The organism is Pseudomonas siliginis, assembly GCF_019145195.1.
In the GTDB taxonomy this organism is placed as follows: Bacteria; Pseudomonadota; Gammaproteobacteria; order Pseudomonadales; family Pseudomonadaceae; genus Aquipseudomonas; species Aquipseudomonas siliginis.
Genome location: NZ_JAHSTW010000012.1, coordinates 242346 through 265054, shown reverse-complemented (window position 1 = coordinate 265054; position 22709 = coordinate 242346). Strand labels below are relative to the sequence as shown.

At 61.6% G+C, this 22709-nt stretch carries 22 protein-coding genes; 10 read left to right on the top strand and 12 right to left on the bottom strand.

Annotated elements, in window-relative coordinates; translation table 11 throughout:
* Window positions 1-209: 209 nt before the first annotated feature.
* Entirely contained in the window at window positions 210-2312 is a 2103-nt protein-coding gene (locus KVG87_RS23835) for a mechanosensitive ion channel family protein (protein WP_217852891.1), read from the top strand.
* 121 nt (window positions 2313-2433) lie between these two features.
* Here KVG87_RS23835 and KVG87_RS23830 read toward each other — a convergent pair whose 3' ends face one another.
* Window positions 2434-6720 (bottom strand): DEAD/DEAH box helicase, encoded by a 4287-nt coding sequence (locus KVG87_RS23830; protein ID WP_217852889.1) that lies wholly within the window; start codon window positions 6718-6720, stop codon window positions 2434-2436.
* Between the two features lie 303 nt (window positions 6721-7023).
* Here KVG87_RS23830 and KVG87_RS23825 point away from each other — a divergent pair, with 303 nt between their 5' ends.
* Window positions 7024-7908, top strand: coding sequence for a sugar nucleotide-binding protein (locus tag KVG87_RS23825; RefSeq protein WP_130902598.1), 885 nt, complete (start codon window positions 7024-7026; stop codon window positions 7906-7908).
* Entirely contained in the window at window positions 7901-8833 is a 933-nt protein-coding gene (locus KVG87_RS23820) for an NAD-dependent epimerase/dehydratase family protein (RefSeq protein ID WP_217852887.1), read from the top strand. The genes KVG87_RS23825 and KVG87_RS23820 overlap by 8 nt, the downstream gene beginning before the upstream one ends.
* Before the next feature lie 183 nt (window positions 8834-9016).
* On the opposite strand, the gene KVG87_RS23815 is transcribed toward KVG87_RS23820, so the two are convergent.
* The 8 genes from KVG87_RS23815 to KVG87_RS25945 all read right to left on the bottom strand — a co-directional run bounded on the left by KVG87_RS23815 (window position 9017) and on the right by KVG87_RS25945 (window position 15420).
* Window positions 9017-9715 carry an OmpW/AlkL family protein gene (locus tag KVG87_RS23815; RefSeq protein WP_016772968.1) on the bottom strand — a complete coding sequence of 233 codons (699 nt, stop codon included), beginning with the start codon at window positions 9713-9715 and terminating at the stop codon, window positions 9017-9019.
* 220 nt (window positions 9716-9935) lie between these two features.
* Window positions 9936-10454: a DUF3299 domain-containing protein gene (locus KVG87_RS23810; RefSeq protein WP_217852885.1), complete on the bottom strand. Its 519-nt coding sequence runs from the start codon at window positions 10452-10454 to the stop codon at window positions 9936-9938.
* Window positions 10455-10465: 11 nt separating this feature from the next.
* Window positions 10466-11731: an ABC transporter permease gene (locus KVG87_RS23805; protein ID WP_024014501.1), complete on the bottom strand. Its 1266-nt coding sequence runs from the start codon at window positions 11729-11731 to the stop codon at window positions 10466-10468.
* Between the two features lies 1 nt (window position 11732).
* The gene (locus KVG87_RS23800; RefSeq protein ID WP_056790807.1) at window positions 11733-12443 is read right to left on the bottom strand and encodes an ABC transporter ATP-binding protein; all 711 of its coding nucleotides are present in this window, start codon (window positions 12441-12443) and stop codon (window positions 11733-11735) included.
* Between the two features lie 139 nt (window positions 12444-12582).
* Window positions 12583-13176, bottom strand: coding sequence for a DUF2796 domain-containing protein (locus tag KVG87_RS23795; protein ID WP_041477685.1), 594 nt, complete (start codon window positions 13174-13176; stop codon window positions 12583-12585).
* A gap of 155 nt (window positions 13177-13331) precedes the next feature.
* Window positions 13332-13898 (bottom strand): hypothetical protein, encoded by a 567-nt coding sequence (locus tag KVG87_RS23790; protein ID WP_024014498.1) that lies wholly within the window; start codon window positions 13896-13898, stop codon window positions 13332-13334.
* Window positions 13895-14842, bottom strand: a complete 948-nt coding sequence (locus KVG87_RS23785; RefSeq protein ID WP_217852883.1) for a CHAP domain-containing protein — start codon at window positions 14840-14842, stop codon at window positions 13895-13897. Before KVG87_RS23785 ends, KVG87_RS23790 begins: the two co-directional genes overlap by 4 nt.
* Complete coding sequence (locus KVG87_RS25945; protein ID WP_225930982.1) at window positions 14839-15420, bottom strand: PAAR domain-containing protein; 582 nt, start codon at window positions 15418-15420, stop codon at window positions 14839-14841. The genes KVG87_RS23785 and KVG87_RS25945 overlap by 4 nt, the downstream gene beginning before the upstream one ends.
* Window positions 15421-15555: 135 nt before the next feature.
* On the opposite strand from KVG87_RS25945, the gene KVG87_RS23770 reads away from it, so the two are divergent.
* Window positions 15556-15915, top strand: coding sequence for a hypothetical protein (locus tag KVG87_RS23770; protein WP_217852880.1), 360 nt, complete (start codon window positions 15556-15558; stop codon window positions 15913-15915).
* A gap of 4 nt (window positions 15916-15919) precedes the next feature.
* Here KVG87_RS23770 and trxA read toward each other — a convergent pair whose 3' ends face one another.
* The 3 genes from trxA to KVG87_RS23755 form a co-directional block, all read right to left on the bottom strand.
* Window positions 15920-16792: a thioredoxin gene (trxA, locus tag KVG87_RS23765; RefSeq protein WP_217852878.1), complete on the bottom strand. Its 873-nt coding sequence runs from the start codon at window positions 16790-16792 to the stop codon at window positions 15920-15922.
* A 181-nt stretch (window positions 16793-16973) separates the two neighbouring features.
* On the bottom strand, window positions 16974-17627 hold the full coding sequence (locus KVG87_RS23760; protein WP_217852876.1) for a class I SAM-dependent methyltransferase: 654 nt from the start codon (window positions 17625-17627) through the stop codon (window positions 16974-16976).
* Window positions 17624-18088, bottom strand: a complete 465-nt coding sequence (locus KVG87_RS23755) for a YbaY family lipoprotein (protein WP_217852874.1) — start codon at window positions 18086-18088, stop codon at window positions 17624-17626. Before KVG87_RS23755 ends, KVG87_RS23760 begins: the two co-directional genes overlap by 4 nt.
* Before the next feature lie 128 nt (window positions 18089-18216).
* Between KVG87_RS23755 and nrdR the strand changes: the two genes are divergently transcribed.
* From nrdR to nusB, 6 genes are all read left to right on the top strand, one after another.
* Window positions 18217-18681 (top strand): transcriptional regulator NrdR, encoded by a 465-nt coding sequence (nrdR, locus tag KVG87_RS23750; RefSeq protein WP_007910946.1) that lies wholly within the window; start codon window positions 18217-18219, stop codon window positions 18679-18681.
* Complete coding sequence (gene ribD / locus KVG87_RS23745; RefSeq protein ID WP_217852872.1) at window positions 18678-19811, top strand: bifunctional diaminohydroxyphosphoribosylaminopyrimidine deaminase/5-amino-6-(5-phosphoribosylamino)uracil reductase RibD; 1134 nt, start codon at window positions 18678-18680, stop codon at window positions 19809-19811. Before nrdR ends, ribD begins: the two co-directional genes overlap by 4 nt.
* A 47-nt stretch (window positions 19812-19858) precedes the next feature.
* Complete coding sequence (locus KVG87_RS23740; RefSeq protein ID WP_016772981.1) at window positions 19859-20521, top strand: riboflavin synthase; 663 nt, start codon at window positions 19859-19861, stop codon at window positions 20519-20521.
* A 21-nt stretch (window positions 20522-20542) separates the two neighbouring features.
* Window positions 20543-21634 carry a bifunctional 3,4-dihydroxy-2-butanone-4-phosphate synthase/GTP cyclohydrolase II gene (gene ribBA / locus KVG87_RS23735; RefSeq protein ID WP_039761895.1) on the top strand — a complete coding sequence of 364 codons (1092 nt, stop codon included), beginning with the start codon at window positions 20543-20545 and terminating at the stop codon, window positions 21632-21634.
* Window positions 21635-21724: 90 nt separating this feature from the next.
* Window positions 21725-22201: a 6,7-dimethyl-8-ribityllumazine synthase gene (gene ribH / locus KVG87_RS23730; protein WP_003228649.1), complete on the top strand. Its 477-nt coding sequence runs from the start codon at window positions 21725-21727 to the stop codon at window positions 22199-22201.
* Complete coding sequence (gene nusB, locus KVG87_RS23725; RefSeq protein WP_217852870.1) at window positions 22198-22698, top strand: transcription antitermination factor NusB; 501 nt, start codon at window positions 22198-22200, stop codon at window positions 22696-22698. Before ribH ends, nusB begins: the two co-directional genes overlap by 4 nt.
* The last annotated feature ends 11 nt before the right edge of the window (window positions 22699-22709 follow it).

Below are 22709 nucleotides of genomic sequence, written 5' to 3'. Positions count from 1 at the left end.
GGGCGGTCGCGATTGGCAATTGCCGCCGATCCATTGTGGGAGCGAGCCTGCTCGTGAATACGGACTGTCAGTAGACGATCCATCGACTGTCCCAGCGCTTTCGCGAGCAGGCTCGCTCCCACAGGGGATGTGTGTGGCTCTGGTCGCTGAACTTGCCGCGCAATTACCGATCAGTTCCTTACCAGGGTCAGCCACGGGAGATCGGAGCTTTGCGCAATTTCAGGATCGCCATTCTGCTGGGAGCGCTGCTGTGCTTGGGCGTCAACACATCGCAAGCCGTCGCGCTGCCGGGCGTTCCGGCTGCCGCCGATACGGCGGAAAAACCCGCCGAACCGGAACCGCTGGTGCAGGGCGGTCTGCTCGGGGCGATCAGTACGAGCATCGACGATGTGCAGGAAAAACTCGATCTCAACGAACACCTGGTCGATGCCTGGCGGCTGCGCGCCGACCGCGCGGCGGATGAGGTCGACAGGCTGGTCAAGCAACCGTCGAACCGCTCGGGCTGGAGCGTGGCCGGGGATTTCCTCACGTTGTCGGGAGTGTGGCTGGGCAGTTTCGCCCTGCTCACCGTGCTCGGCAGTCTGTTGGCCAAGCGTCTGCGTGAGGGCCGCTGGTTGCGCACCCGCCAGCGCAGTCAGGATCTGCTCGGCTATGTGCTGCCGTACACCGTGCCGGCGCTGATCTGCCTGCCGCTGACGCTGTATGTCAGCCATTTTCTGCAAGCTTCGGTGGGCCGTGCGCTGGCGTTGTGTCTGGCCTATGCCACCAGCAGCGGCATCTTTTCCACGTCGATGTTGTTGTGCGTGGTGGTGATGTTCAACGTCGGCCACAAGCGCGCCGCCGCGCGAATCATCCGTGAATACTGCCCGCGCCCGCTGTTCCTGATCGGCTTTCTCGCCGCCCTCAGTGATGCCCTGACCAGCCCGCAGATCGCCCGGCAACTGGGCGGCAATATCACCAGCAGCATCGCCGTGTTCACCGGGCTGATCGCCTCGGTGATCTTCGGTTTGCTGGTGATTCGCCTGCGCCGGCCGGTGGCACATCTGATCCGCAATCGCCCGCTCAGTCAGCGTTTGAAACAACCGTCGCTGCAGGAGTCACTGCGGATATTTTCCGGGCTGTGGTATTGGCCGATCGTGCTGATGGTGCTGGTCTCGGCAGTCAGCCTGATCGGCATCGGCGAGGACAATCAGAAAGCCCTGCGCTGCGCCTTGTTCACTACCGTGCTGCTGATCGCCACAGTGTTTCTCAGCACCGTGTTGCAGCACTTGTTCAAATCACGCAAGGCCGAGGCGATCCAGCGCAGCAGTGCCTACAAGGAACGTTTTCTCAGCCTGTTGCATGCGTTGCTGCGGATCGTCATGGCGATTGTGTTCATCGATATTCTCGGGCGGATCTGGGGCGTGTCGTTGCTCGATTTCGCCCAGAGCAGCACGGTCGGCCGGGCGATCAGCAACGCCTTGAGCAGCATCGGTCTGATCTTCCTGGTGACGTGGCTGCTGTGGGTGGTGCTCGACACGGCGATTCAGGAAGCGCTGAAACCGCCGCTGAGCAAACGCGCGGCACGCCAGCCGAGCACGCGGGTGAAAACCATCCTGCCGCTGCTGCGCAACGCGATCAAAATCATCCTCGTGGTGATCTGCGCGATTACCACCATGGCCAATCTCGGTATCAACGTCGCGCCGCTATTGGCCGGTGCCGGCGTGGTCGGCCTGGCGATCGGTTTCGGTTCGCAGCAACTGGTGCAGGACGTCATCACCGGGTTGTTCATCATCATCGAAGACACCCTGTCGATCGGCGACTGGGTGGTGCTTGATTCCGGCCACGCCGGCACCGTGGAAGGCCTGACCATTCGCACCTTGCGCCTGCGTGACGGCAAAGGCTTTGTGCACTCGGTGCCGTTCGGCCAGATCAAGGCTGTGACCAACCAATCACGCCAGTTCGCCTTCGCATTTTTCTCGGTGCAGTTCACCTACGACACCGATGTCGACAGAGCCATCGAGCTGATCCGCGAGGCCGGCGATTCGATCCGCGAAGACCCGTTCCTCAAGTACAACCTGCAAGGGCCGCTGGATGTGTTTGGCGTGGATAAGATGGACCTCAACGGCGTGGTGCTGACGGCGCAATTCCGCACGGTGTCCGGTGGGCAATATGCGGTGAGCCGCGCGTTCAACCAGCGCTTGAAGAAGCTTGTGGATAACACACCGAATGTGCATTTTGCGCAGACTTATCCACAGCAGGTGTTGTTGCCTAAGCGGCAGGAGCAAGGGGCGGTGGTTGCGGGTGAGGTGCCGCAGGAGACACGGACCTGATCTGAATTTTGCGTTGCATGTCCCGGCCTCATCGCGGGCAAGCCCGCTCCCACATTGGTTTTGTGTACGCCGCAGAACCCTGTGGGAGCGGGCTTGCCCGCGATGAGGCCAGACCAGACCCTCAATTGCGGATGAGTTTCCTGCCTATCTGCTCAACGACCACCTGATCCCATTCCCCCCAAATCTGCGGCTTGCCCGCAACCATAGCGGCCACCGGCACCCCATCGCGATACACCAGCCGATTGCTCACCAGCGCCGGCACTTTCGCCCCCGGCAACAACGTCCCGGCCAGATTCAATGGATCAACCCCACACACCGCCACCAGGCTGCCGTCCTGCGGGCGGCGGCGTACTTCGCGCAGCAAGGGAATGGCTTCGGGCAAGGCAAACTGCTCGCCAGCCAGACCACTGACAAACCGCCCGCCACGAATCTCGCCCCGCGCCTCCAGACGATGAAAGGTGCGCAGCAATTCCCGCCAGCTCGGCAACCAGTCCGCTTCGCGTTCCAGCAGACGCCAGAACACCACGCCGTAGCGGCGCAGCAGGGTCATGGCGACGTGTTCGAGCGTCTCGGCGGCATCGGCTGACGAACCTCGGCGCAGCAATGCCCAGCGCCCGGCATCGTCCATGCCGCCGATAAACGCGCCGCGCCCGCGTCGGCTACTGCGCTGCTGGCGCTTGCTTGCCGGCGTGATCAGCGCGCGCAGGCCGGCGAAGCTGTCGGCGTTCACCAAACCTGCGGCGACCAGTTCCTGCAAGGCGATTTCCAGTTCGCTGCGCAGCAGGCGCGCTTCATGAATCAGCTCATCGAAAAACAGCGCGCCATGCTGACTCAGCGCCTCAAAGACTTTCTGTGTTTTCGGCGATAACTCACTCACTGGCGTCTGTTCAGCCAACGCACTCCACAAACCCACCTGGCTACGCGGCAGCAACACAATCGGTGTACTGCGCAATGCCGAGCCGCTGAGCTTCTGCCGCGCGCTGATGCGCGTCCACACCAGTTTGCCGTTGCGGCACAGTTCATCCAGCCAGCTCGGCGAATAGTCCTTGAGGCGGGCCGGCAGGATGTCGCTGTCCCACGCCGAAGCTGCCGCCGGGTAACCTTCGAACTGGCCGACAATCGCCGGCAACACCGCACTGCCCTGGCCTTGGGTGGCCGGCGTCAGATGCTGCCAGTCGAACAGGAAACGCATGAAGTCCTGCAACGCCACCGGTTCGATTTCCCGGCGCAGGCGCTTGACCGTGTAGCGGTGGATGCGCGCGAGCAGATGGCGTTCGCACCATTCTTCAATCGCGCTGTTTGGCGTGAACTGGCCGCGCAACACATAACCTTCACGCTCTAGTTGCGCGAGGGCCTGATTGACTTGCGCAACTGGCAGGGCGAGCGGCTCGGCAATGGCGGGCAACGGGATTGGCCCAAAGGCACCGAGGCGGGCGCGGATCACTTCGACCAGCGCCTCATCGAATGTCCACGCTTCGTCGAACCCGGGCAGCGCCACCGCCTCGGTCAGCAACGTGGCCTGTGGATAAAGTGCCTGCAGGCAACTCAAGCGTTCGCGGGCCAGCCATAACTGATGCTCGGCGTCGATCTGCAACAGGCAGGCGCGGCCGCTGGCCATCAGCGTTTGCAGCCAGTCCGGCCAACCCGCGTTGGCGCGGGCTTCGGCGTCGCTGATGCAGGCGAGGCTCATCAGCGCTTCGTGCATTTCATCCATGGAATTGGGCGACGGCCAGGCTTCTTCGCGCACTGCGGTGATCGCATCGGCATCGAGCGCGCCGAGATCATTGGTCGACTGCGGATCGCTCCAGCGTCGATTGATCACCGCTTGCGTGCGGCGTTCCTCCAGCGGCGCATCGTCGAGAAACGTGTACGGCCGGGCGCTGAGGATTTCTGCCGCCAGTGGCGACGGCGCCGGCAAATCCCGGGCGATCAGGCGTACCTCGCCACGCTCCATGCGCCGCAGCAGGGTCAGCCAGCCTTCGCTGTCCATCGCTTCGTGCAGGCAATCGTCGAGGGTCTGTTCCACCAGCGGATGTTCGGGGACTTCACGCTCGCCGGCGAGGTTTTCCAGGCAGGCGATCTGGTCGGGGAAGACGCTGGCGATGAGGTCTTCGCTTTTCATCCGTTGCAGTTGCGGAGCGACTTTGCGCCCGCCGGTGAAGCGCGGCAACGCCAGCGCCACTCCGGCATTCCAGCGCCAGCGCACGCCGAACAACGGCGCATCAAGCACCGCTTGAATGAGCGTGTGTTCGGCGCTGTTGCTGTGCAGGTAACGCCAGACTTCGTCGAGCTCGAAGCTGTGGCTGGTGGACAGCGACAGCACGATCGCGTCTTCGCTGGCGGCGGCCTGCAACTCGAAGTTGAAGGTGCGGCAGAAACGCTTGCGCAAGGCCAGGCCCCAGGCGCGGTTGATGCGGCTGCCGAACGGCGTGTGAATGATCAGTTGGGTGCCGCCGGACTCGTCGAAAAACCGCTCCATCAACAGCGTGTCCTGCGAGGGCAGGGCGCCGAGTGTTTGCCGCGCGCGCGCCAGATATTCGACCAGTTGCTCGGCGCTGGCGAGGTTGAGGCCGAGTGTGGTGGTCAGCCAGTCGAGCGCCGGTTGCAGATTGCCGGGGCTGGCGCTGAGCAGCTCATCCAGCTGCGCTTGCAGGCGCGCGACGGCGGCCGATAGTTCGTCACTGCGTCCCGGCGCTTCGCCGAGCCAGAACGGAATGGTCGGTGGCATGCCCTGCGCATCCTCGACCCGCACTTTGCCGCTTTCCACGCGCAGGATGCGATACGAGGTATTGCCGAGCTGGAACACGTCGCCGGCGATACTTTCCACGGCGAAGTCTTCGTTGACGCTGCCGATGTTCAAACCCTGGGGTTCGAGCAGCACGCTGTAGTCGGCGTTGTCCGGGATGGTGCCGCCACTGGTCACGGCGGTCAGTTGCGCACCACGCCGGCCACGCAAGGTGCGGCTGACGGCGTCGCGATGCAGGTAGGCGCTGCGGATGCCTTGGCGACCGTTGTAACCCTCGGCGAGCATGCTCAGCAGTGCCTGATAGTGTTTTTCGTCGAGATCGCGATAGGGCCACGCTCGGCGGAACATTGCCAGCAACGCGTCCTCCGACCATTCCTGGCAACTGACCTCGGCAATGATCTGCTGCGCCAGCACGTCCAGCGGCTTTTCCGGAATGTGCAGCGTATCCAGCTCGCCCCGGCGCACGCAATCGAGCAGGGCGGCGCACTCGATCAGGTCGTCGCGGGTGGTGGCGAACAAACGCCCCTTGGGCGTGCCGCCGACCTGATGTCCGGAACGGCCAACCCTTTGCAGAAACGCAGCAATCGAACGCGGCGAACTGATCTGGCAGACCAGGTCGACCTCACCGATATCGATGCCCAGTTCCAGCGACGCGGTGGCGATCAGCACTTGCAGCTCGCCGCGCTTGAGCCGTTGTTCCGCATCGAGGCGAAACTCTTTGGCCAGGCTGCCGTGGTGCGCCGCCACGGCCTGCTTGCCGAGGCGTTCGCTCAGATGCCGGCTGAGGCGCTCGGCAAGGCGTCGGGTGTTGACGAAAATCAGTGTGGTGCGATGCTCGCGAGCGAGTTCGGCGAGGCGCTCGTACACCAGTTCCCAGACATCATTGGCCATCACCGCCGACAGCGGCACCGGCGGCACTTCGATGCCCAGATCCCGAGGGCGGGCGTGGCCTATGTCGACGATTTCGCAGGGGCGATCGTGACCGACCAGGAATTGCGCCACGGCTTCTACCGGTTTCTGCGTGGCGGACAGGCCGATGCGGGTCAGCGGTTCGGCGCACAACGCTTGCAGTCGTTCAAGGCTCAAGGACAGATGACTGCCACGCTTGCCGGCGGCCATCGCGTGGATTTCGTCGATGATCACCGTGCGCGTGGTGCCGAGCATCCTGCGCCCGGATTCCGAGCCGAGCAGCACGTACAGCGATTCCGGGGTGGTCACCAGAATATGCGGCGCGCTCTTGCGCATCGCGGCGCGGTCTTTCTGTGGCGTGTCGCCCGTGCGCACGGCGGTGGTGATGGTCAGCTCCGGCAGGCCCATTTCGCGCAAATGCGCGGTAATGCCAGCGAGCGGATTCTGCAGGTTGATCTGAATGTCGTTGGACAGTGCCTTCAGCGGCGAGACATAGACCACCAGGGTTTCGGCGGGCAGACCATCGTGCTGTTCCAGACCTCGATGGACAAGCTCATCAAGCACGGCGAGGAACGCGGTCAGGGTTTTGCCGGAGCCAGTGGGCGCGGCGATCAGCGTCGACCGGCGCTGGCGGATCAACGGCCACGCACGGGCCTGAGCGGCGGTGACCGCCGGGAAAGTCTTGTTGAACCAGGCGCTGACGGCGGGGTGGAAACCGGCCAGCGCGCTGTTGGCGGGGAGGGGCAGATTCATGACTGAAGTTATGCGGGCGGGGGCGGGAAGATGCAAGTACCGCTGGGGATCTTCAGCGACAGTCAGGCCCTCATCGTCGGCAAGCCAACTCCCACAGGATTCATGCCTGGCACAAAACCTGTGGGAGCTGGCTTGCCAGCGATGGGGCCGGTGGCCTCGATACAATTTCCAGCTTCTACACTTTACGGATGACGGTTGCGCACTAAACCCGCAAAATGCAACGATTCCGGCAATTATCGACGACTGTTCCACGAGAACCGTCGCTAAAGCCATCGTTCCAATCAGACTGGGCCTGCTGACTCTATGCGAATGCGCCTTATGTTACTGGGCGGCGGAAATGCCCTTGGGCAGGCGCTGATTCGCCTCGGTGCGGAAGAAGACATCGGTTTCCTCGCCCCCCGCCCGCCCGAAAACGGCTGGGATGCCGCGAGCCTCACCCAATTGCTCGACGACACCCGTCCCGATGCGTTGATCAATCTCGCCTACTATTTCGACTGGTTCCAGGCCGAGAGCGTCAGCGAAAGCCGCATGACTGGCCAGGAACGCGCCATCGAGCGTCTGGCCGAACTGTGCCAGCACCACAACATTGTCCTCGTGCAGCCGTCGAGCTATCGCGTGTTCGACGGCTCGCGGGCCACGGCCTACAGCGAAAAAGACGAACCGGTGCCGCTGGGCCTGCGCGGTCAGGCCTTGTGGCGCATCGAGCAAAGTGTGCGCGCGACCTGCCCGCAACATGTGCTGCTGCGTTTCGGCTGGCTGCTCGACGACAGTCCGGACGGCACCCTCGGACGCTTCCTCGCCCGTGCGGAACAACCCGAAGAGTTGTTGCTGGCCGATGATCGTCGCGGCAATCCGACTCCGGTCGATGACGCCGCGCGAGTGATCATCTCCGTGCTCAAGCAACTCGACTGCGCCGCGCCGCTGTGGGGCACTTACCATTACGCCGGCCACGAAGCGACCACCCCGCTGGCGCTGGGCCAGGCGATTCTCACCGAAGCACGCAGCCTGCATCCGCTGGCGATCGAAGCACCGACTGCGCAGGCACATGCCGCGCGCCCGGACGCCGCCGAAGAGCCGCAACATGCAGTGCTGGCCTGCAAGAAAATTCTCCACACTTTCGGGATCAAACCGCGCGCCTGGCGTGCTGCACTCCCGGGTCTATTGGACAGGTTCTACCGACATGGCTGAAGCAACGGTTCTAATCACTGGCGGAGCCGGATTCATCGGCTCGCACCTGACCGATGCCTTGCTCGCCAAGGGCTATGCGGTACGCGTGCTCGACGACCTGTCGACCGGCAAGCGCAGCAACCTGCCGCTGGACAATCCCAAGGTCGAACTGGTGGTCGGCGATGTCGCCGATGCCGCTTTGGTCGCCCGCGCCATGCAAGGTTGCAACGCTGTCGCGCATCTGGCGGCCGTGGCCTCGGTGCAGGCCTCGGTGGACGATCCGGTGAAAACCCACCAGAGCAATTTCATCGGCACCCTGAATGTCTGCGAAGCCATGCGTCTGGCCGGGGTCAAGCGCGTGGTGTATGCCTCCAGCGCGGCGGTGTACGGCAACAATGGCGAGGGCGAGTCGATCGATGAAGACACGCCAAAAGCGCCGCTGACACCCTATGCCTCGGACAAACTGGCCGGTGAGCAGTACTTCGATTTCTACCGGCGCCAGCATGGCCTGGAACCGGCAATTTTTCGCTTCTTCAACATCTTCGGCCCACGCCAGGATCCGTCCTCGCCGTATTCCGGGGTGATCAGCATCTTCAGCGAACGCGCGTCGAAAGGTTTGCCGATCACCGTGTTTGGCGATGGCGAGCAGACCCGCGATTTTCTTTATGTCGGTGATCTGGTGGATTTGCTGGTGCAGGCGCTGGAAAAGCCTGAAGTGCAGGAAGGTGCGGTCAATGTTGGCTGGAATCAGGCGATGAGCCTGAAGCAGATGCTCGAAGCATTGAAATCAGTGGTCGGTGAACTGCCGCCCGTGAGCTACGGGCCGGCGCGTTCGGGCGATATCCGCCATTCGCGAGCCGATAACCGACGCTTGCTGCAGCGCTTCGAAATGCCGCCGCAGACGCCGATGAGTGTGGGCTTGGCGCGCTTGCTCGGGCGCGGATGAAACAAGCTTTCGGACATGAAAAAGGCGCCCTTCATCAGGCGCCTTTTTCACGGCCGGAATATCGCTATCCCTGTGGCGAGGGAATGTTATCCCCCGATCGACTGCGTACGGTCGTCGTCAGGTCTGTGCCTGCCCGCCACCAAGCCTCATTCACCACCACGTGAACGTTCGGTCAAAGTCAGCTTAGAACTTATAGCCCAAACCGACCATGTAGATGAACGGATCGACATCCACATTCACCCGTGCGCGGGTGCCCGGTGCGACGGCGTTGTTCTCGACGGTCGCGCGGGTATCGATATCGATGTAGCGCACTTGGGCGTTGAGCATGATGTTGTCGGTGATCATGTAGTCGGCGCCGACCTGCCAGGCCAGACCCCAGGAGTTTTTCGCCTTGAAGTTGCTGAAGCCGTTGGCGCTGGCTTCGCTGCCGACGTGTTCGTCGTAGATCCAGGTGTAGTTGATGCCACCACCCACATACGGCTGGAAGGCCGATTTCGAATCCAGCGGGTAGTAGACGACGCTGAGGGTCGGCGGCAGGTGTTTCAGGGTGCCCAGCTTGCCGTTGGCGGCGGGCAGGGCGGTGCCCTTGAGCTTGACGTCGTGCTCGAACGGCGTCGCCGCCAGCAACTCGATACCGATGTTGTTGGTGAGCATGTAAGCGAAGTTCAGACCCAGTTGGGTGTCGCTGCTCATGGTCGCCTTGCCGCCCAGATTGGTGCCGCTCAGCGGACCCTGATCGACCTTGACGCTGGAGCTGTCGGCCTTAGGGTTGACGGTGATCGCACCGGCGCGCACAAGGATGTCACCGGCTTCGTGGGCGTGGGCGAGCGGGGCTGCGAGCGCGAGGGCAAACAGCGAGGCGCTGAGCAAGGACTTGTTCATGGGGGCTCCGAAAGGACATAAAAATTCGATGTCCTAGGGTACGAAGCCGTCTGATACGGTGTTTTGACTCAGCTCAATGAAACAGTGAAGGGGCGGGTTTCTGTGAAACCTTTGAGGGCCTATTCGCGAGCAGGCTCGCTCCCACTTTGGAATGTGATTACCTGTGGGAGCGAGCCTGCTCGCGAAGACGATAGACCAGCCAATACAAAACTACCGGGACTCACTCCGGCAGTTCATACGCATAAATCTTCTCCGCCTCCATCTGATACCCGGCATCGGCCAGCTCACTGCTCGAGGCTTTCACCTGCAACGGTCCCTCAACCCAATACGGCTGATACAGCTCATCGAGCTTCACGCCCAGTTCGCTTTTCACGTGGACGATCTGGTTCGACGGCGGTGGCGGGACGTGGATGCAGGCGCCGAAATACGGCACCAGCAAGAAGTCCGTGGTGCGCCCCTCTTCGCTGACTTCCAGCGGCACGATGTAACCCGGCAGGCGAATGTTCTGCCCGTCGAGGCTTTTCACTACCGGAGCGTTGGGCATGTCCTGCTTGGCCGCCGGCGCGGACTCGGCAGAGAGTGCGTCGCCCATCTTCGACAGGTCGTGCAGCGGGGTCATGTTCGGCACTTCCGGCGCGGCGTCCGGCGGGATCATTTCCGACCAGGTCAGGTCTTTCGGCGCCGCCGTCCACACGGGCAGGGCGACCAGCATCAGCAGCGCAAGCAGGGCGCGGGGCATGGTGAACATCCTCATAAACGGATCGACAGGCCATCGGCCAATGATTGGCGATACGCGCGCCAGGCCGGCACGCTGCCCATCAGCAGCGCGGCCGCCAGAATGCCACCGAGCAGCGTCCATTCATACTCGCTCGGCCATGCCAGCGGCAGGTATAAACCGTAATTGGCCTGCACGTACCCTTGCGCAGCGGCGATGCCGACGTACAGCAACGCCAGCCCGGCAATCACCCCGGTCAGCGCCAAGGCGAAAGCTTCCAGCACCAGCAGACTTGCGATGTGCCACGGCCGCGCGCCCACCGAACGCAGAATCGCCATCTCGCGGCGGCGCTCGTTGAGGCTGGTGAGAATCGCCGTGAGCATGCCGATCAGCCCGGTCAGCACAACGAACAGCGAGACCACGAACAGCGCTTTCTCGGCCGTACTCATCAGGCTCCACAATTCCTGCAAGGCCACGCCCGGCAGAATCGCCAGCATCGGTTCGCCACGGTATTCGTTGATCTCGCGCTGCAAGGCAAAGGTGGAAATCTTGCTGTTGAGGCCGAGCATGAACGCGGTGATCGCTTGCGGCGTCAGGTCCATGTTGCGCGCCTGATCAGCGCTGATCCTGCCGTTGCCGCGCGCCGGCACGCCGTTGTGCCAGTCGATGTGGATCGCCTCCATGCCGCCGAGGCTGATGTGCAACGTGCGGTCCACCGGGGTGCCGGTACGCTGGAGGATGCCGACCACGGTGAAGGGTTTGTCGTCATGCTTGACCAGGCTGATCGCCGCCACGCCGTGGGCCAGTACCAGTTTGTCGCCGAGCTTGTAGTGCAGCGCTTCGGCGACTTCGGCACCGAGCACCACTTCGAAAGGATCGGTGGCAAACGCGCGACCGTCGGCCAGCGCCAGGTGTTGCTGGCGCCCGTACTGGTAGTGCTCGAAGTAGGCTTCGGTGGTGCCCATCACGCGATAGCCGCGATGGGAATCGCCGAGGGACATGGGGATTGCCCACTTCACTTTCGGGTTGTTGGCGAAGTGTTCAAAGCTGTCCCAACGGATGTTGTTGGTAGCGTTGCCGATGCGGAACACCGAATACAGCAGCAGGTTTACCGAGCCGGAGCGGGCACCGACGATCAGGTCAGTGCCGCTGATGGTGCTGGCGAAACTGGCCTTGGCTTCGGTGCGCACGCGCTCGACGGCGAGCAGCAGGCACACCGACAGGGCGATGGCGAAAGCGGTGAGCAATGCGGTGAAACGGCGGTTGGCCAGGCTGGCCATGGCCAGACGAAACAGATACATCTCAGACCTCGGCGGACGTAGCGGCGCGATTGAGATCGGCCAGGGACAGATGACGGTCGAACAGCGGCGCCAGGCTCTGGTCGTGGCTGACGAACAACAGACTCGATCCGGCCTCGCGGCACTCGGCAAACAGCAGGCGAATGAAGTTTTCGCGGGCGTCGTAATCCAGCGCCGAGGTCGGTTCGTCGGCGATCACCAGCTCCGGTTGGCCGATCAATGCGCGTGCGGCGGCGACCCGTTGTTGCTGGCCGATCGACAGCGAGTCGGCGCGGCGGCTGAGGATGCTTTCGTCTTTCAGACCCAGGTGGGCGAGCAACGTGGCGGCGGCTTGATCGACGCTGCCGTGGCGCTGTTTCGCCCGTTGCGCACGCAGTTTTGAAAAATGACACGGCAACTCAACGTTCTCGCGCACCGAGAGAAACGGCAGCAGGTTGAATTGCTGGAAAATGTAGCCAGTGTGATCGACACGAAACGTATCGCGCTTGCCGGCAGAAAGCTCGGTCAGCTCCTGGCCGAGCAGGCGAATGCTGCCCCGATTGGGCTTCTGCACCCCGCCAAGCAGGCCGAGCAGGGTGGTCTTGCCACTGCCGCTGGGGCCTTTGAGAAACAGGGTTTCGCCGGCTTCCAGACGAAACGCCGGGATGTCCAGCAGCGGCGGGTGACCGGGCCAGTTGAAGCCAAGGTCGGAAAGTTCGATGAGTGCTTGGGTCATGGCACCGATTTTCATGAAGTGAACACATAACCCTGTGGAAGCGAGCCTGCTCGCGAAAGCGCTGGGTCAGACACCCACCTGTCAACTGACACGCCGCCTTCGCGAGCAGGCTCGCTCCCACAGGGGATTTCGGTGGATCCTAGAATTTCAGCGCAGCCGATTTCGCCGTCACTTCGGTACCTTGCTGGCCGGTCGCGCTGATTAGTTGTACCTGAATCTTCTGCGTTGCCGGGAAGGTTTTGAAGATGTTGGCCAGGTTCAGCGTGTTCAGCGCGCCCGGTGTGGCGCAGCTGAATTGGTAATGCGCATGGATTTCGCTGTGGTCGTGGTGATGCTCGTGACCGTCCTTGTCCGCTTCATCTTCGTCGTGATCATCGGCGTCCGGCTTGTCGCCGAACAGTGGGCTTTCCAGTTCCTGGCTGACCACCTTGCAACCGGCCGCAGCGGGCAGACTGAACAGGGCCAATGGTTTTTCCAGTTGCGCACGAGCGGCGGCCACTTTGGCCTTGTCGGCATCCGACGTCGCGGCGTGTTCAAAACCCACCAGATTCATCGCTGGACTTTCCAGCTCAAGCTCCAGGGTCTGACCATCTAGTGCGGCATTCAGGCGACCCACGCCATGTTCGTGAGCGCCGAGGCTGCCGTGCTCATGATCGTGATCGTGCTCATCCACCGCATGGGCAGCGGCCAGCGGCAACAGGGCAAACGGCAAAGCGAGCAGCAAACGACGCATGACGGACTCCGAGAAAAATGAAAAGTTTGTTATGTAATCTTATAACGAAAGTGCGCAGAGTGTGCCCGTGCGCTTGAGATTGCGCAAGACATGGCTAAGCACCGCCCGGGATGAGTTCGCGGGCGGTGCTGGGATTGGATGTCATGCTTGCAGAATCAGAAGCCTGCGCCGGGATAGTCGAACCAATAGTGTCCCGAAAGAACATCGTTGATCAGATTTGCGTCGAGCACGCTCGGGGCATCGCGACTGAAACGCTGTCGCCAAGCCGGAAGCCACCAGTAGTTGATGGCTGTTCCGCGCGGAAATACCACCAGAGTCAGCACCTCCTTATCCATTTTGCCCTGCGTGTAGAGTTGATGACTGCGATCCATCAGGGCCATGTACTGGTCGATTGGCAGTCTGAACATAAGTGCCATGGTGAAGATTTTTTCACTCTGACTGAACGCCGGACTCTGCAGTACCCGCAATGCTTCGCAAGTGTGTGAATTCGGTTGACTCGCTATGCTCTGGCCTTCGGGGGTTGAAAGTATGTCGAAACGATCATCCATGTCTCGCCAGTCGGTCCGGCTATTGCGCTCAAAGTAATCACGAATAACAAGGGTCAGTGGACCTGCAGTTTCCCCGTCAGCGGGACAAGCCGAAAGATCGGCAGGCAACCAGATGCGCCATGCCACGATGAGCAAAAACGGAATTATGAGGAGGAGCGAATAAGGGCGTTTCATTGTGGCGTGCTGTGTTTGTAGCGTCGGAAAATAGTGAAGTCATGGTCACTGGGATTTGCATTACCGGTCGCATGGCGAAAACCTGCGTCGTTAACTTCAACTTTTTCCCACCCTGCAGAAATGCATACGCCCTTCGTTAGAACGAAGCCGACATGGCCGCTGGCGTCGGAATAATTCATTGCGTAAGCGCCGACGTCCCCGGGCAACGGCGTGCGCTCGACTTTCCAGCTGTTGAGCAATCGTTGTCCATTCGCCCATTCACCCGCGAGCGGAGGACTAACCTTGGAGAAATATGGCAGGTATTTCGATTTGCCATGTTCAATCAACGCCACGTTGACCCCAATTGCGGTCAGCACGTCGTAGACGAACAGATTGCATTTATTTGTGTTTGGTGGAAATTCCACGCTCTGCCTGAGCGTAGGGTGTGGCAGCGACTTTTTGCTTTTATTCCCTGCCCACTGTGTTGATCCCCGGTGTGACAGCGCCTCCATCAGTATCCTGCGCGGCATGTCCTGAATGACGACTTTCACCGTTCGGGTTTCATTTGTACGTTTCACACCATATTCGACTTCGTAGAACGCGTCGTTCGAGACAGCGCCGCTGGTCGTTAGCGGGACTTTTACCCACGGTGATATCGCTACGATCGAAAGAGACTTCCCTGGATTCAACGTAGCAGTGTGCATATCTTTTTTTGTACCGGAGTTCCCCACAATCTGAACCGTCACTTCGTGGGTGTCTCGGGTTTTGATCGACGGTAGTTCCTTGCCCGCGAGCGTTATAGCGATCTGGCCGTTTTTGGATATCAATGAATAAATGCGAGGCCTGTCATCGTTTTGAACGATGTTGTCATCTACGACCTGACCGTCGATAAGCAGCTGAAATTTTACGCCTGGCGGTGGCTGCATCAGAAAGTCTTTAAAGATGAGTTTGATTTCCGATTTCATGACAAATCCTGTGTCAGGGGCTCTTCATAGGCATAGAAAGTCCATTCGGAATCTTCCCCTACCAACAGGGTGTCGTAATCCGAAGCGTTTTTTACCGGGTGTTCGCAGCCTTCGCCTGTGAGGTTGCAAGTGCTGTCTTGTAAAACGGCAACCTTCGCCTTGTCCTTGAGTTTGTAAGCCAAACCTGGCTTTTCCGTGTCATCAAGGCGTTCGATGATGACCTGCAAGTAGCGATAAGAGGTCAGGGCAGCAATCGGTGGCCCCATGTCAATTGGAGCGGGCCGGCCAATTCCTGCGAAACCACTGTGTTGCTGAGTGAGCAGCTTATTGGTCATGGGCGGACAACCGCAGGCGACGTAGTCACCCTCTAGCGCAGCTGGTCCGGCAGGTAAAATCAGCGTTCTTTCACCCACTGCTACGATGGGGCCTTTGCCAGGCCCACAGACCGGACAACTGGCGAGTTGTCCAATGGAAGCGATTATTCTTCCTTCGATATTGAGGTTCTCATTTCCTTCAAGTATCACGCCACCTGTAGAGGTCGGGCCTCCTTTAGAGGCCAGTTTTCGTCCTGAAGACATTGGGAATCCTTCCCGCAAAAAGAGATTAATTTAGCCGATCAACCGGGAATTACCAGATGTGTTTGGCGCCCTTTACTTGGCGTTGCACAAGTCCCGTGGGAGCATGCAGGTCAGAAAAGTGCAGGAGCGAACTCGATGTTGCGGATACGCGGAACGGTCGGCGAGGTGCCGGTGGATTTGACGGTGGAGCTGGATGACAGCGATTGGGCCAGGCTGGGTTCGGCGCTGAGCGGGCAGGCGCCGGTCGCGCAGTCTGAGGCGGTTGCGCCCGCTCCGGCGGCGAAGCCGGTGAATCAGGATGATGCGCTGTGGCAGGTGGCCAAAGACTTGTTGCGCAACGCCGGGCAACTTAGCGGGCCGGATCTGCTCGATCAGTTGGAGGCGCTCACCGGCAGTGCGGCAGCGGGCAAGCGTTTGCTCGTGCGTCTGCGCCACAGTGCCGATGTGAAAGTGGCGAGCGGCGGGGATACGCCGCTCTATAGCTGGATCGGGTAAGGCCTTAATACAGCGCCGCAAACACTTTGCGACGGTAAGCCGTCACCAACGGATGATCATTGCCCAGCAGTTCGAACACCTGCAGCAAGGTCTTGTGCGGCAAGCCTTCGCCGTAGCTGCGGTTGCGGATGAACAGTTTGAGCAAGGCGTCCAGCGCCGCTTCGTATTGCTGGCGCGCCAGTTGCTGGATCGCCAGTTGGTACACCGCTTCATCATCCTGCGGATTTTGCGCCAGGCGGCTCTTAAGGTCGGCGGCGTCCGGCAGGTCGCGGGCGAGGCCGAGGAACTGGATCTGCGCCTTGGCCCCAGCGAGTGCGGCTTTGTGCTCATCGCTCTTGACCGCGTCGAGCACGGTTTGCGCTTCGCCCAGCTCACCGCGTTCGGTCAGGCAGCGTGCGTAAAGGATCAGCGCCCTGGCGTTGGTATTGTCTTCATTGAGCAGGGTCACCAGCGCCGCTTCCGCCTCGGCGAAGTGACCGTCGTCGAACATCGCTTGGGCCTGTTCGAACGGGTCGGCAGCGGCCGGTGGCGGCATCTGCACATGCGGTTCCAGCAGGGCGCGCACGGCGGATTCCGGTTGTGCCCCGGCAAAGCCGTCGACCGGCTGACCATCCTTGAACAGCACCACGGTCGGCAGGCTGCGAATGCCGAAGCGGGCGACGATGTCCTGCTCGATGTCGCAGTTGACCTTGGCCAGCAGCAACTCGCCCTGATAGCTCTCGGCAATGCCTTGCAACATCGGCATCAACGCCTTGCACGGCGCACACCATTCGGCCCAGAAATCCACCAGCACCGGTTTGTTGAAGGAGGCTTCGATCACCGACTGGTCGAAATCGGCAGTCGTGGCGTCGAAGATGTACGGCATTTGCTCACTCATGGGGGATCTCGTCAAAGCGTGGATGGGGCAACTATAAGGCTTGGTGGGGGTGGCCGGAAGCGGGGCGGGTCGAGAGGTGTGTTGCATGGGCGGACGCCTTCGCGAGCAGGCTCGCTCCCACAGGGGATTTATGAACGACACAGATCCAGTGTGGGAGCGAGCCTGCTCGCGAAGCTTTTAGCTAGCGCCGTGCATGGTAGAGGCTGACATGTCTGAATTCTTCGGGCTCGGCCAGATCGGGGAGGGTCATCGCCTCCAGCATCTCGATCCGTTCATACAACGGATGCCGAAAATCCCGCACCCGTGAATCCGCCACCAGCGCCTCGCGTCCGCGACTGAGAAACGCGTCGAGCAGCGGCAGATTGGCGCGGTCGTACAGCACGTCGGCGACCAGAATCAGATCGAAGCGATCGGCCTCGGCAAAGAAATCCGTCGAATAACTCATCTGCACATCGTTGAGCTCGGCGTTCACCTTGCACGCGGAAATCGCCAGCGGATCGAGATCGCAGGCCACCACTTCCAGCGCCCCGGCCCTCACCGCCGCGATCCCGGCGATCCCGGAACCGGCGCGGAAATCCAGCACGCGCTTGCCGCGCACCCACTCTGGAAACTGTGCCAGATAACGCGCCACGGCCAAGCCGCTGGCCCAGCAAAAGCTCCAATAGGGCGGTTCATGCAGGATGCGCTGGGTTTCTTCCTGGCTGAATTCGCGGGCCATGTTGTCACCGTCGATCAGCCACAGCTGCAAATCGGTGCCGGGCAACGCGCAGGCTTTCAGTCTGGCGTCGCCGAGCAATTCCCCCAAGGCCTGTTGCAGGTCGAGCGGTGCTGTCATGGCGCTTTGACGAATTGCAGCTGGCCCAACGCCTGAGTGGTCGGTTGGGTGATGGTCTGCGACGGCAGGTGCAGGATCAATTGCCCGGACTGGCTGGCGCGCCCGCGCAGCTCGACCCGTGCGCCGGCCGGAAACGCCTCGGGGTTGAACCGCAGGTGGAACGGCAGAATCTGGTTGTTGCCGATCAGGCTGGAACTGGCGAGCAGTTGCTGTGGGCGGTCCTTTTTATCGATCACCAGCAGCGCCAGTTCGACTTCGGCGCCGGCCGGCACCCCTTGCAGGCTGCCGCTCAATTCGCGCTGATGCGCCGGCAGCGGGCCGAGTTCGGCAGCCTCTTTGGCTTTTTTCTGCGCCTGCTGCGGCGCGGGGCCTGGCGTCGGCGGTTGCGGCTTGGGTGCGTCGCTGCCACAGGCCACCAGCAGGCTGAAAAGACTGAGCAGAACGAGCGGACGTAACGGCATTGGAGGCTCCGGCAGAATGAATTCCATGGATCAGACGATCATGCCGTTCTGTATACCGCAAAGCCTATGGCTTGTCTTGCCACGGGGATGCGCTACCATGGCCCTCCCATTTTTTGTTGCCAGCCACCATGCACTGTCCCTTCTGCGGTGCCAACGACACCAAGGTCATCGACTCGCGTCTGGTCGCCGAGGGCGAACAGGTGCGCCGCCGGCGTGAATGCCTGGCCTGCGGCGAACGTTTCACGACGTTCGAGACGGCCGAACTGGTGTTGCCGCGCCTGATCAAAACCGACGGCAGCCGCCAACCGTTCGACGAAGAAAAACTCCGCGCCGGCATGCAACGCGCGCTGGAGAAACGTCCGGTCAGCGTCGAGCGCCTCGAATCCTCTCTGGTTCACATCAAGCACAAGCTGCGCGCCACCGGCGAACGCGAGGTCAAATCCCTCGTGGTCGGCGAGCTGGTGATGGCCGAGCTGCAAAAGCTTGATGAAGTCGCCTATATCCGTTTTGCCTCGGTGTACAAGCGCTTCCAGGACCTCAATGAATTCCGCGAAGAGATCGACCGCCTCGCCCGCGAACCGGTGAAAGAATGACCACCGCCGCCGAGCAGGCGATCCTCGACGCGCATTTCATGGCCCGCGCGCTGGAACTGGCGCGCAAGGGCCACTACACCACCCATCCCAATCCGCGAGTCGGTTGCGTGGTGGTGCGTGACGGCCAGATTGTCGGCGAAGGCTGGCATGAGCGCGCTGGCGAACCCCATGCCGAAGTCCACGCTCTGCGCGCCGCTGGCGAGCAGGCCCGGGGCGCGACGGCGTATGTCACCCTCGAGCCTTGCAGCCACCACGGGCGCACGCCGCCGTGTGCCGATGCCTTGGTGACCGCTGGCGTTGCCCGGGTCGTGGCGGCGATGCGTGATCCCAATCCGCAGGTCGCCGGGCGCGGTTTGCAGCGCTTGGCCGAGGCTGGTATTGCCACCGAAAGTGGTGTGCTGGAGGCTGAAGCACGCAAGCTCAATCAAGGTTTTCTGAAGCGCATGGAACATGGCTTGCCGTTCGTGCGGGTCAAGTTGGCCATGAGCCTCGACGGGCGCACGGCGATGGAAAGCGGCGAGAGCCAATGGATCACCGGCCCGGCGGCGCGTTCTGCAGTACAGCGTTTGCGCGCTGAGGCGGCGGTGGTGCTGACCGGCGCCGATACGGTGCTGGCTGACGGCGCACGCTTGACCGTGCGCGCGGACGAACTCGGTCTCGACAGCGAGCAAACCGCGCTGGTCATGAGTCGCCCGCCATTGCGCGTATTGATCGATGGCCGCCTGCGGGTGCCGCTGGATGCGCCGTTCTTCAAGGCCGGGCCGGCGCTGGTCGCCACCTGTGTCGCGGTCGAGGAGCAATACGCCAATGGCCCGGAATGCCTGATCGTGCCGAGTGACGATGGCCAGGTCGATCTGCATCAATTGCTCATCGAACTGGCCAACCGTGGCACCAACGAGGTGCTGGTCGAGGCCGGGCCGCGTCTGGCCGGCGCCTTTGCGCAACTGGGGCTGGTCGACGAGTTCGTGATCTTCATTGCCGGCAAGTTCCTCGGCTCCACGGCGCGTCCGCTGCTCGACTGGCCGCTGGCGCAGATGAAAGATGCGCCGGAGCTGAAAATCACTGAAATCCGCGCGGTGGGCGATGACTGGAGAGTCACTGCGATCCCTGTCCCTTCAGCCCGCGTATAATTCCCGGCCATCGCGTTAGCGCTGGCCTCGTTCTCAAGGAGAACCCCATGTTCACCGGCATCATCGAATCCATCGGCAGTATCCGCGCACTGACCCCAAAGGGCGGTGATGTGCGGGTGCACGTCGCAACCGGCAAGCTCGATCTGAGCGACGTCAAACTGGGCGACAGCATCGCGGTCAACGGCGTTTGCCTGACCGCCGTCGAGTTGCCGGGCGACGGTTTCGCCGCCGACGTCAGCCGTGAAACCCTCGATTGCACTGCCATGAATGACCTGAAAAGCGGCAGCCCGGTCAATCTGGAAAAAGCCCTGACCCCGACCACTCGCCTCGGCGGGCATCTGGTCAGCGGTCACGTCGATGGCGTCGGTGAAGTGGTATCGCGCAGCGACAATGCCCGCGCCGTGGAATTTCGCATCCGCGCGCCGAAGGAGCTGGCCAAGTACATCGCCCACAAAGGCTCGATCACCGTCGACGGCACCAGCCTGACCGTGAACGAAGTCGATGGCGCCGAATTCATGCTGACGATCATTCCGCACACCCTCAGCGAAACCATCATGGCTTCTTACAAGCCGGGCCGCCGGGTGAATCTGGAAGTCGACCTGCTGGCGCGTTATCTGGAGCGTCTGCTGCTGGGTGACAAGGCTGCAGAAAAGACCGCCGGCAGCACCATCACCGAAAGCTTTCTGGCCCAAAACGGCTACCTCAAATAATTCAAAAGAAGGGGGTGCCTTGTGGCGCTCAATAGCATCGAAGAACTGGTTGAAGACATCCGCCAAGGCAAGATGGTCATCCTCATGGATGACGAAGACCGCGAGAACGAAGGCGACCTGATCATGGCCGCCGAATGCTGCCAGGCCGAACACATCAACTTCATGGCCAAGCACGCCCGTGGCCTGATCTGCATGCCGATGAGCCGCGAGCGCTGCGAACTGTTGAAGCTGCCACTGATGGCGCCACGCAACGGTTCCGGTTTCGGCACCAAGTTCACCGTTTCGATCGAAGCCGCCGAAGGCGTGACCACCGGCATCTCCGCCGCCGATCGCGCGCGCACCGTGCAAGCGGCAGCCGCCAAAGACGCCAAGGCTGAAGACATCGTCAGCCCGGGTCACATTTTCCCGCTGATGGCCCAGGCCGGCGGCACCCTCGCTCGCGCCGGCCACACCGAAGCCGCTTGCGACCTGGCGCGCATGGCCGGTTTCGAGCCGAGCGGGGTGATCTGCGAAGTGATGAACGACGACGGCACTATGTCCCGTCGCGCTGAACTCGAAGCATTCGCCGCCGAACACAACATCAAGATCGGCACCATCGCCGACCTGATTCACTACCGGATGATCCACGAACGTACCGTTCAGCGGATTGCCGAGCAGCCGCTGGACAGCGAACTGGGCCAATTCAACCTGGTGACCTATCGTGATTCGGTGGAAGGCGACGTGCACATGGCCCTGACGCTGGGCACTGTCTGCGCTGAGGAGCCGACGCTGGTTCGCGTGCACAACATGGACCCGCTGCGCGACCTGCTGATGGTCAAGCAACCGGGCCGCTGGAGCCTGCGCGCCGCCATGGCTGCGGTCGCCGAGGCCGGCAGCGGTGTGGTGCTGCTGCTCGGTCACCCGCTCGATGGCGACGTGCTGCTGGCGCATATCCGTGAAACCGGTGAGCAGGCAGCGCCGAAAAAACCGACCACTTACAGCATTGTCGGTGCCGGTTCGCAGATCCTGCGTGACCTCGGCGTGCGCAAAATGCGCTTGATGTCGGCACCAATGAAGTTCAATGCGATATCCGGTTTCGATCTGGAAGTTGTAGAATACGTGCCCTCCGAATAATGACCGGCTGTTTCCGGACTCCGATTCGCGGCAAATAATCACTGAGGGACGCGTAGCAGACGCGTCCCGGCTCTTTAAGAGAACTGACGAATGACCCTGAAGACCATCGAAGGTACCTTCATCGCCCCCAAAGGCCGCTACGCTCTGGTAGTGGGCCGCTTCAACAGCTTCGTGGTTGAAAGCCTGGTCAGCGGTGCCGTTGATGCCCTGGTTCGCCACGGCGTGAGCGAAAGCGACATCACCATCATCCGCGCACCGGGCGCCTTCGAAATCCCGCTGGTTGCGCAGAAAGTCGCCCAGAAAGGCGAGTTCGCAGCGATCATCGCCCTTGGCGCAGTCATTCGTGGCGGTACTCCGCACTTCGAATACGTGGCTGGCGAGTGCACCAAAGGCCTGGCCCAAGTCTCCATGGAGTTCGGCGTACCGGTCGCGTTCGGCGTGCTGACCGTCGATTCCATCGAGCAAGCCATCGAACGTTCCGGCACCAAGGCCGGTAACAAAGGTGCCGAAGCTGCCCTGTCCGCTCTGGAAATGGTCAGCCTGCTGGCGCAGTTGGAGGCCAAGTGATTAGCGACGAAAGCGATCGTTTCAACCCGCGCGATCCGAAACCTGCGGATGCCGGCAAGCCGTCGAAAAGCGCCAAGCGTCGCGAAGCCCGTCAGCTCGCGACTCAAGCGCTGTACCAGTGGCACATGGCCCGGCAATCGCTGAACGAGATCGAAGCGCAGTTTCGCGTTGATAACGATTTCACCGATGTAGACGGTGCCTACTTCCGTGAAATCCTTCACGGGGTTCCGCAGTTCAAGACCGAAATCGACGCCGCCCTGACGCCGTGCCTGGATCTGGCGATCGAAGAGCTGGACCCGGTTGAACTGGCGGTTCTGCGCCTGTCGACCTGGGAACTGCTCAAGCGCGTCGACGTGCCGTACCGCGTTGTGATCAACGAAGGTATCGAACTGGCCAAAGTGTTCGGTTCGACCGACGGCCACAAGTTCGTCAACGGCGTGCTCGACAAGCTGGCCCCGCGCCTGCGTGAAGCTGAAGTGAAGGCGTTCAAGCGCTGATCGGCGCTTGA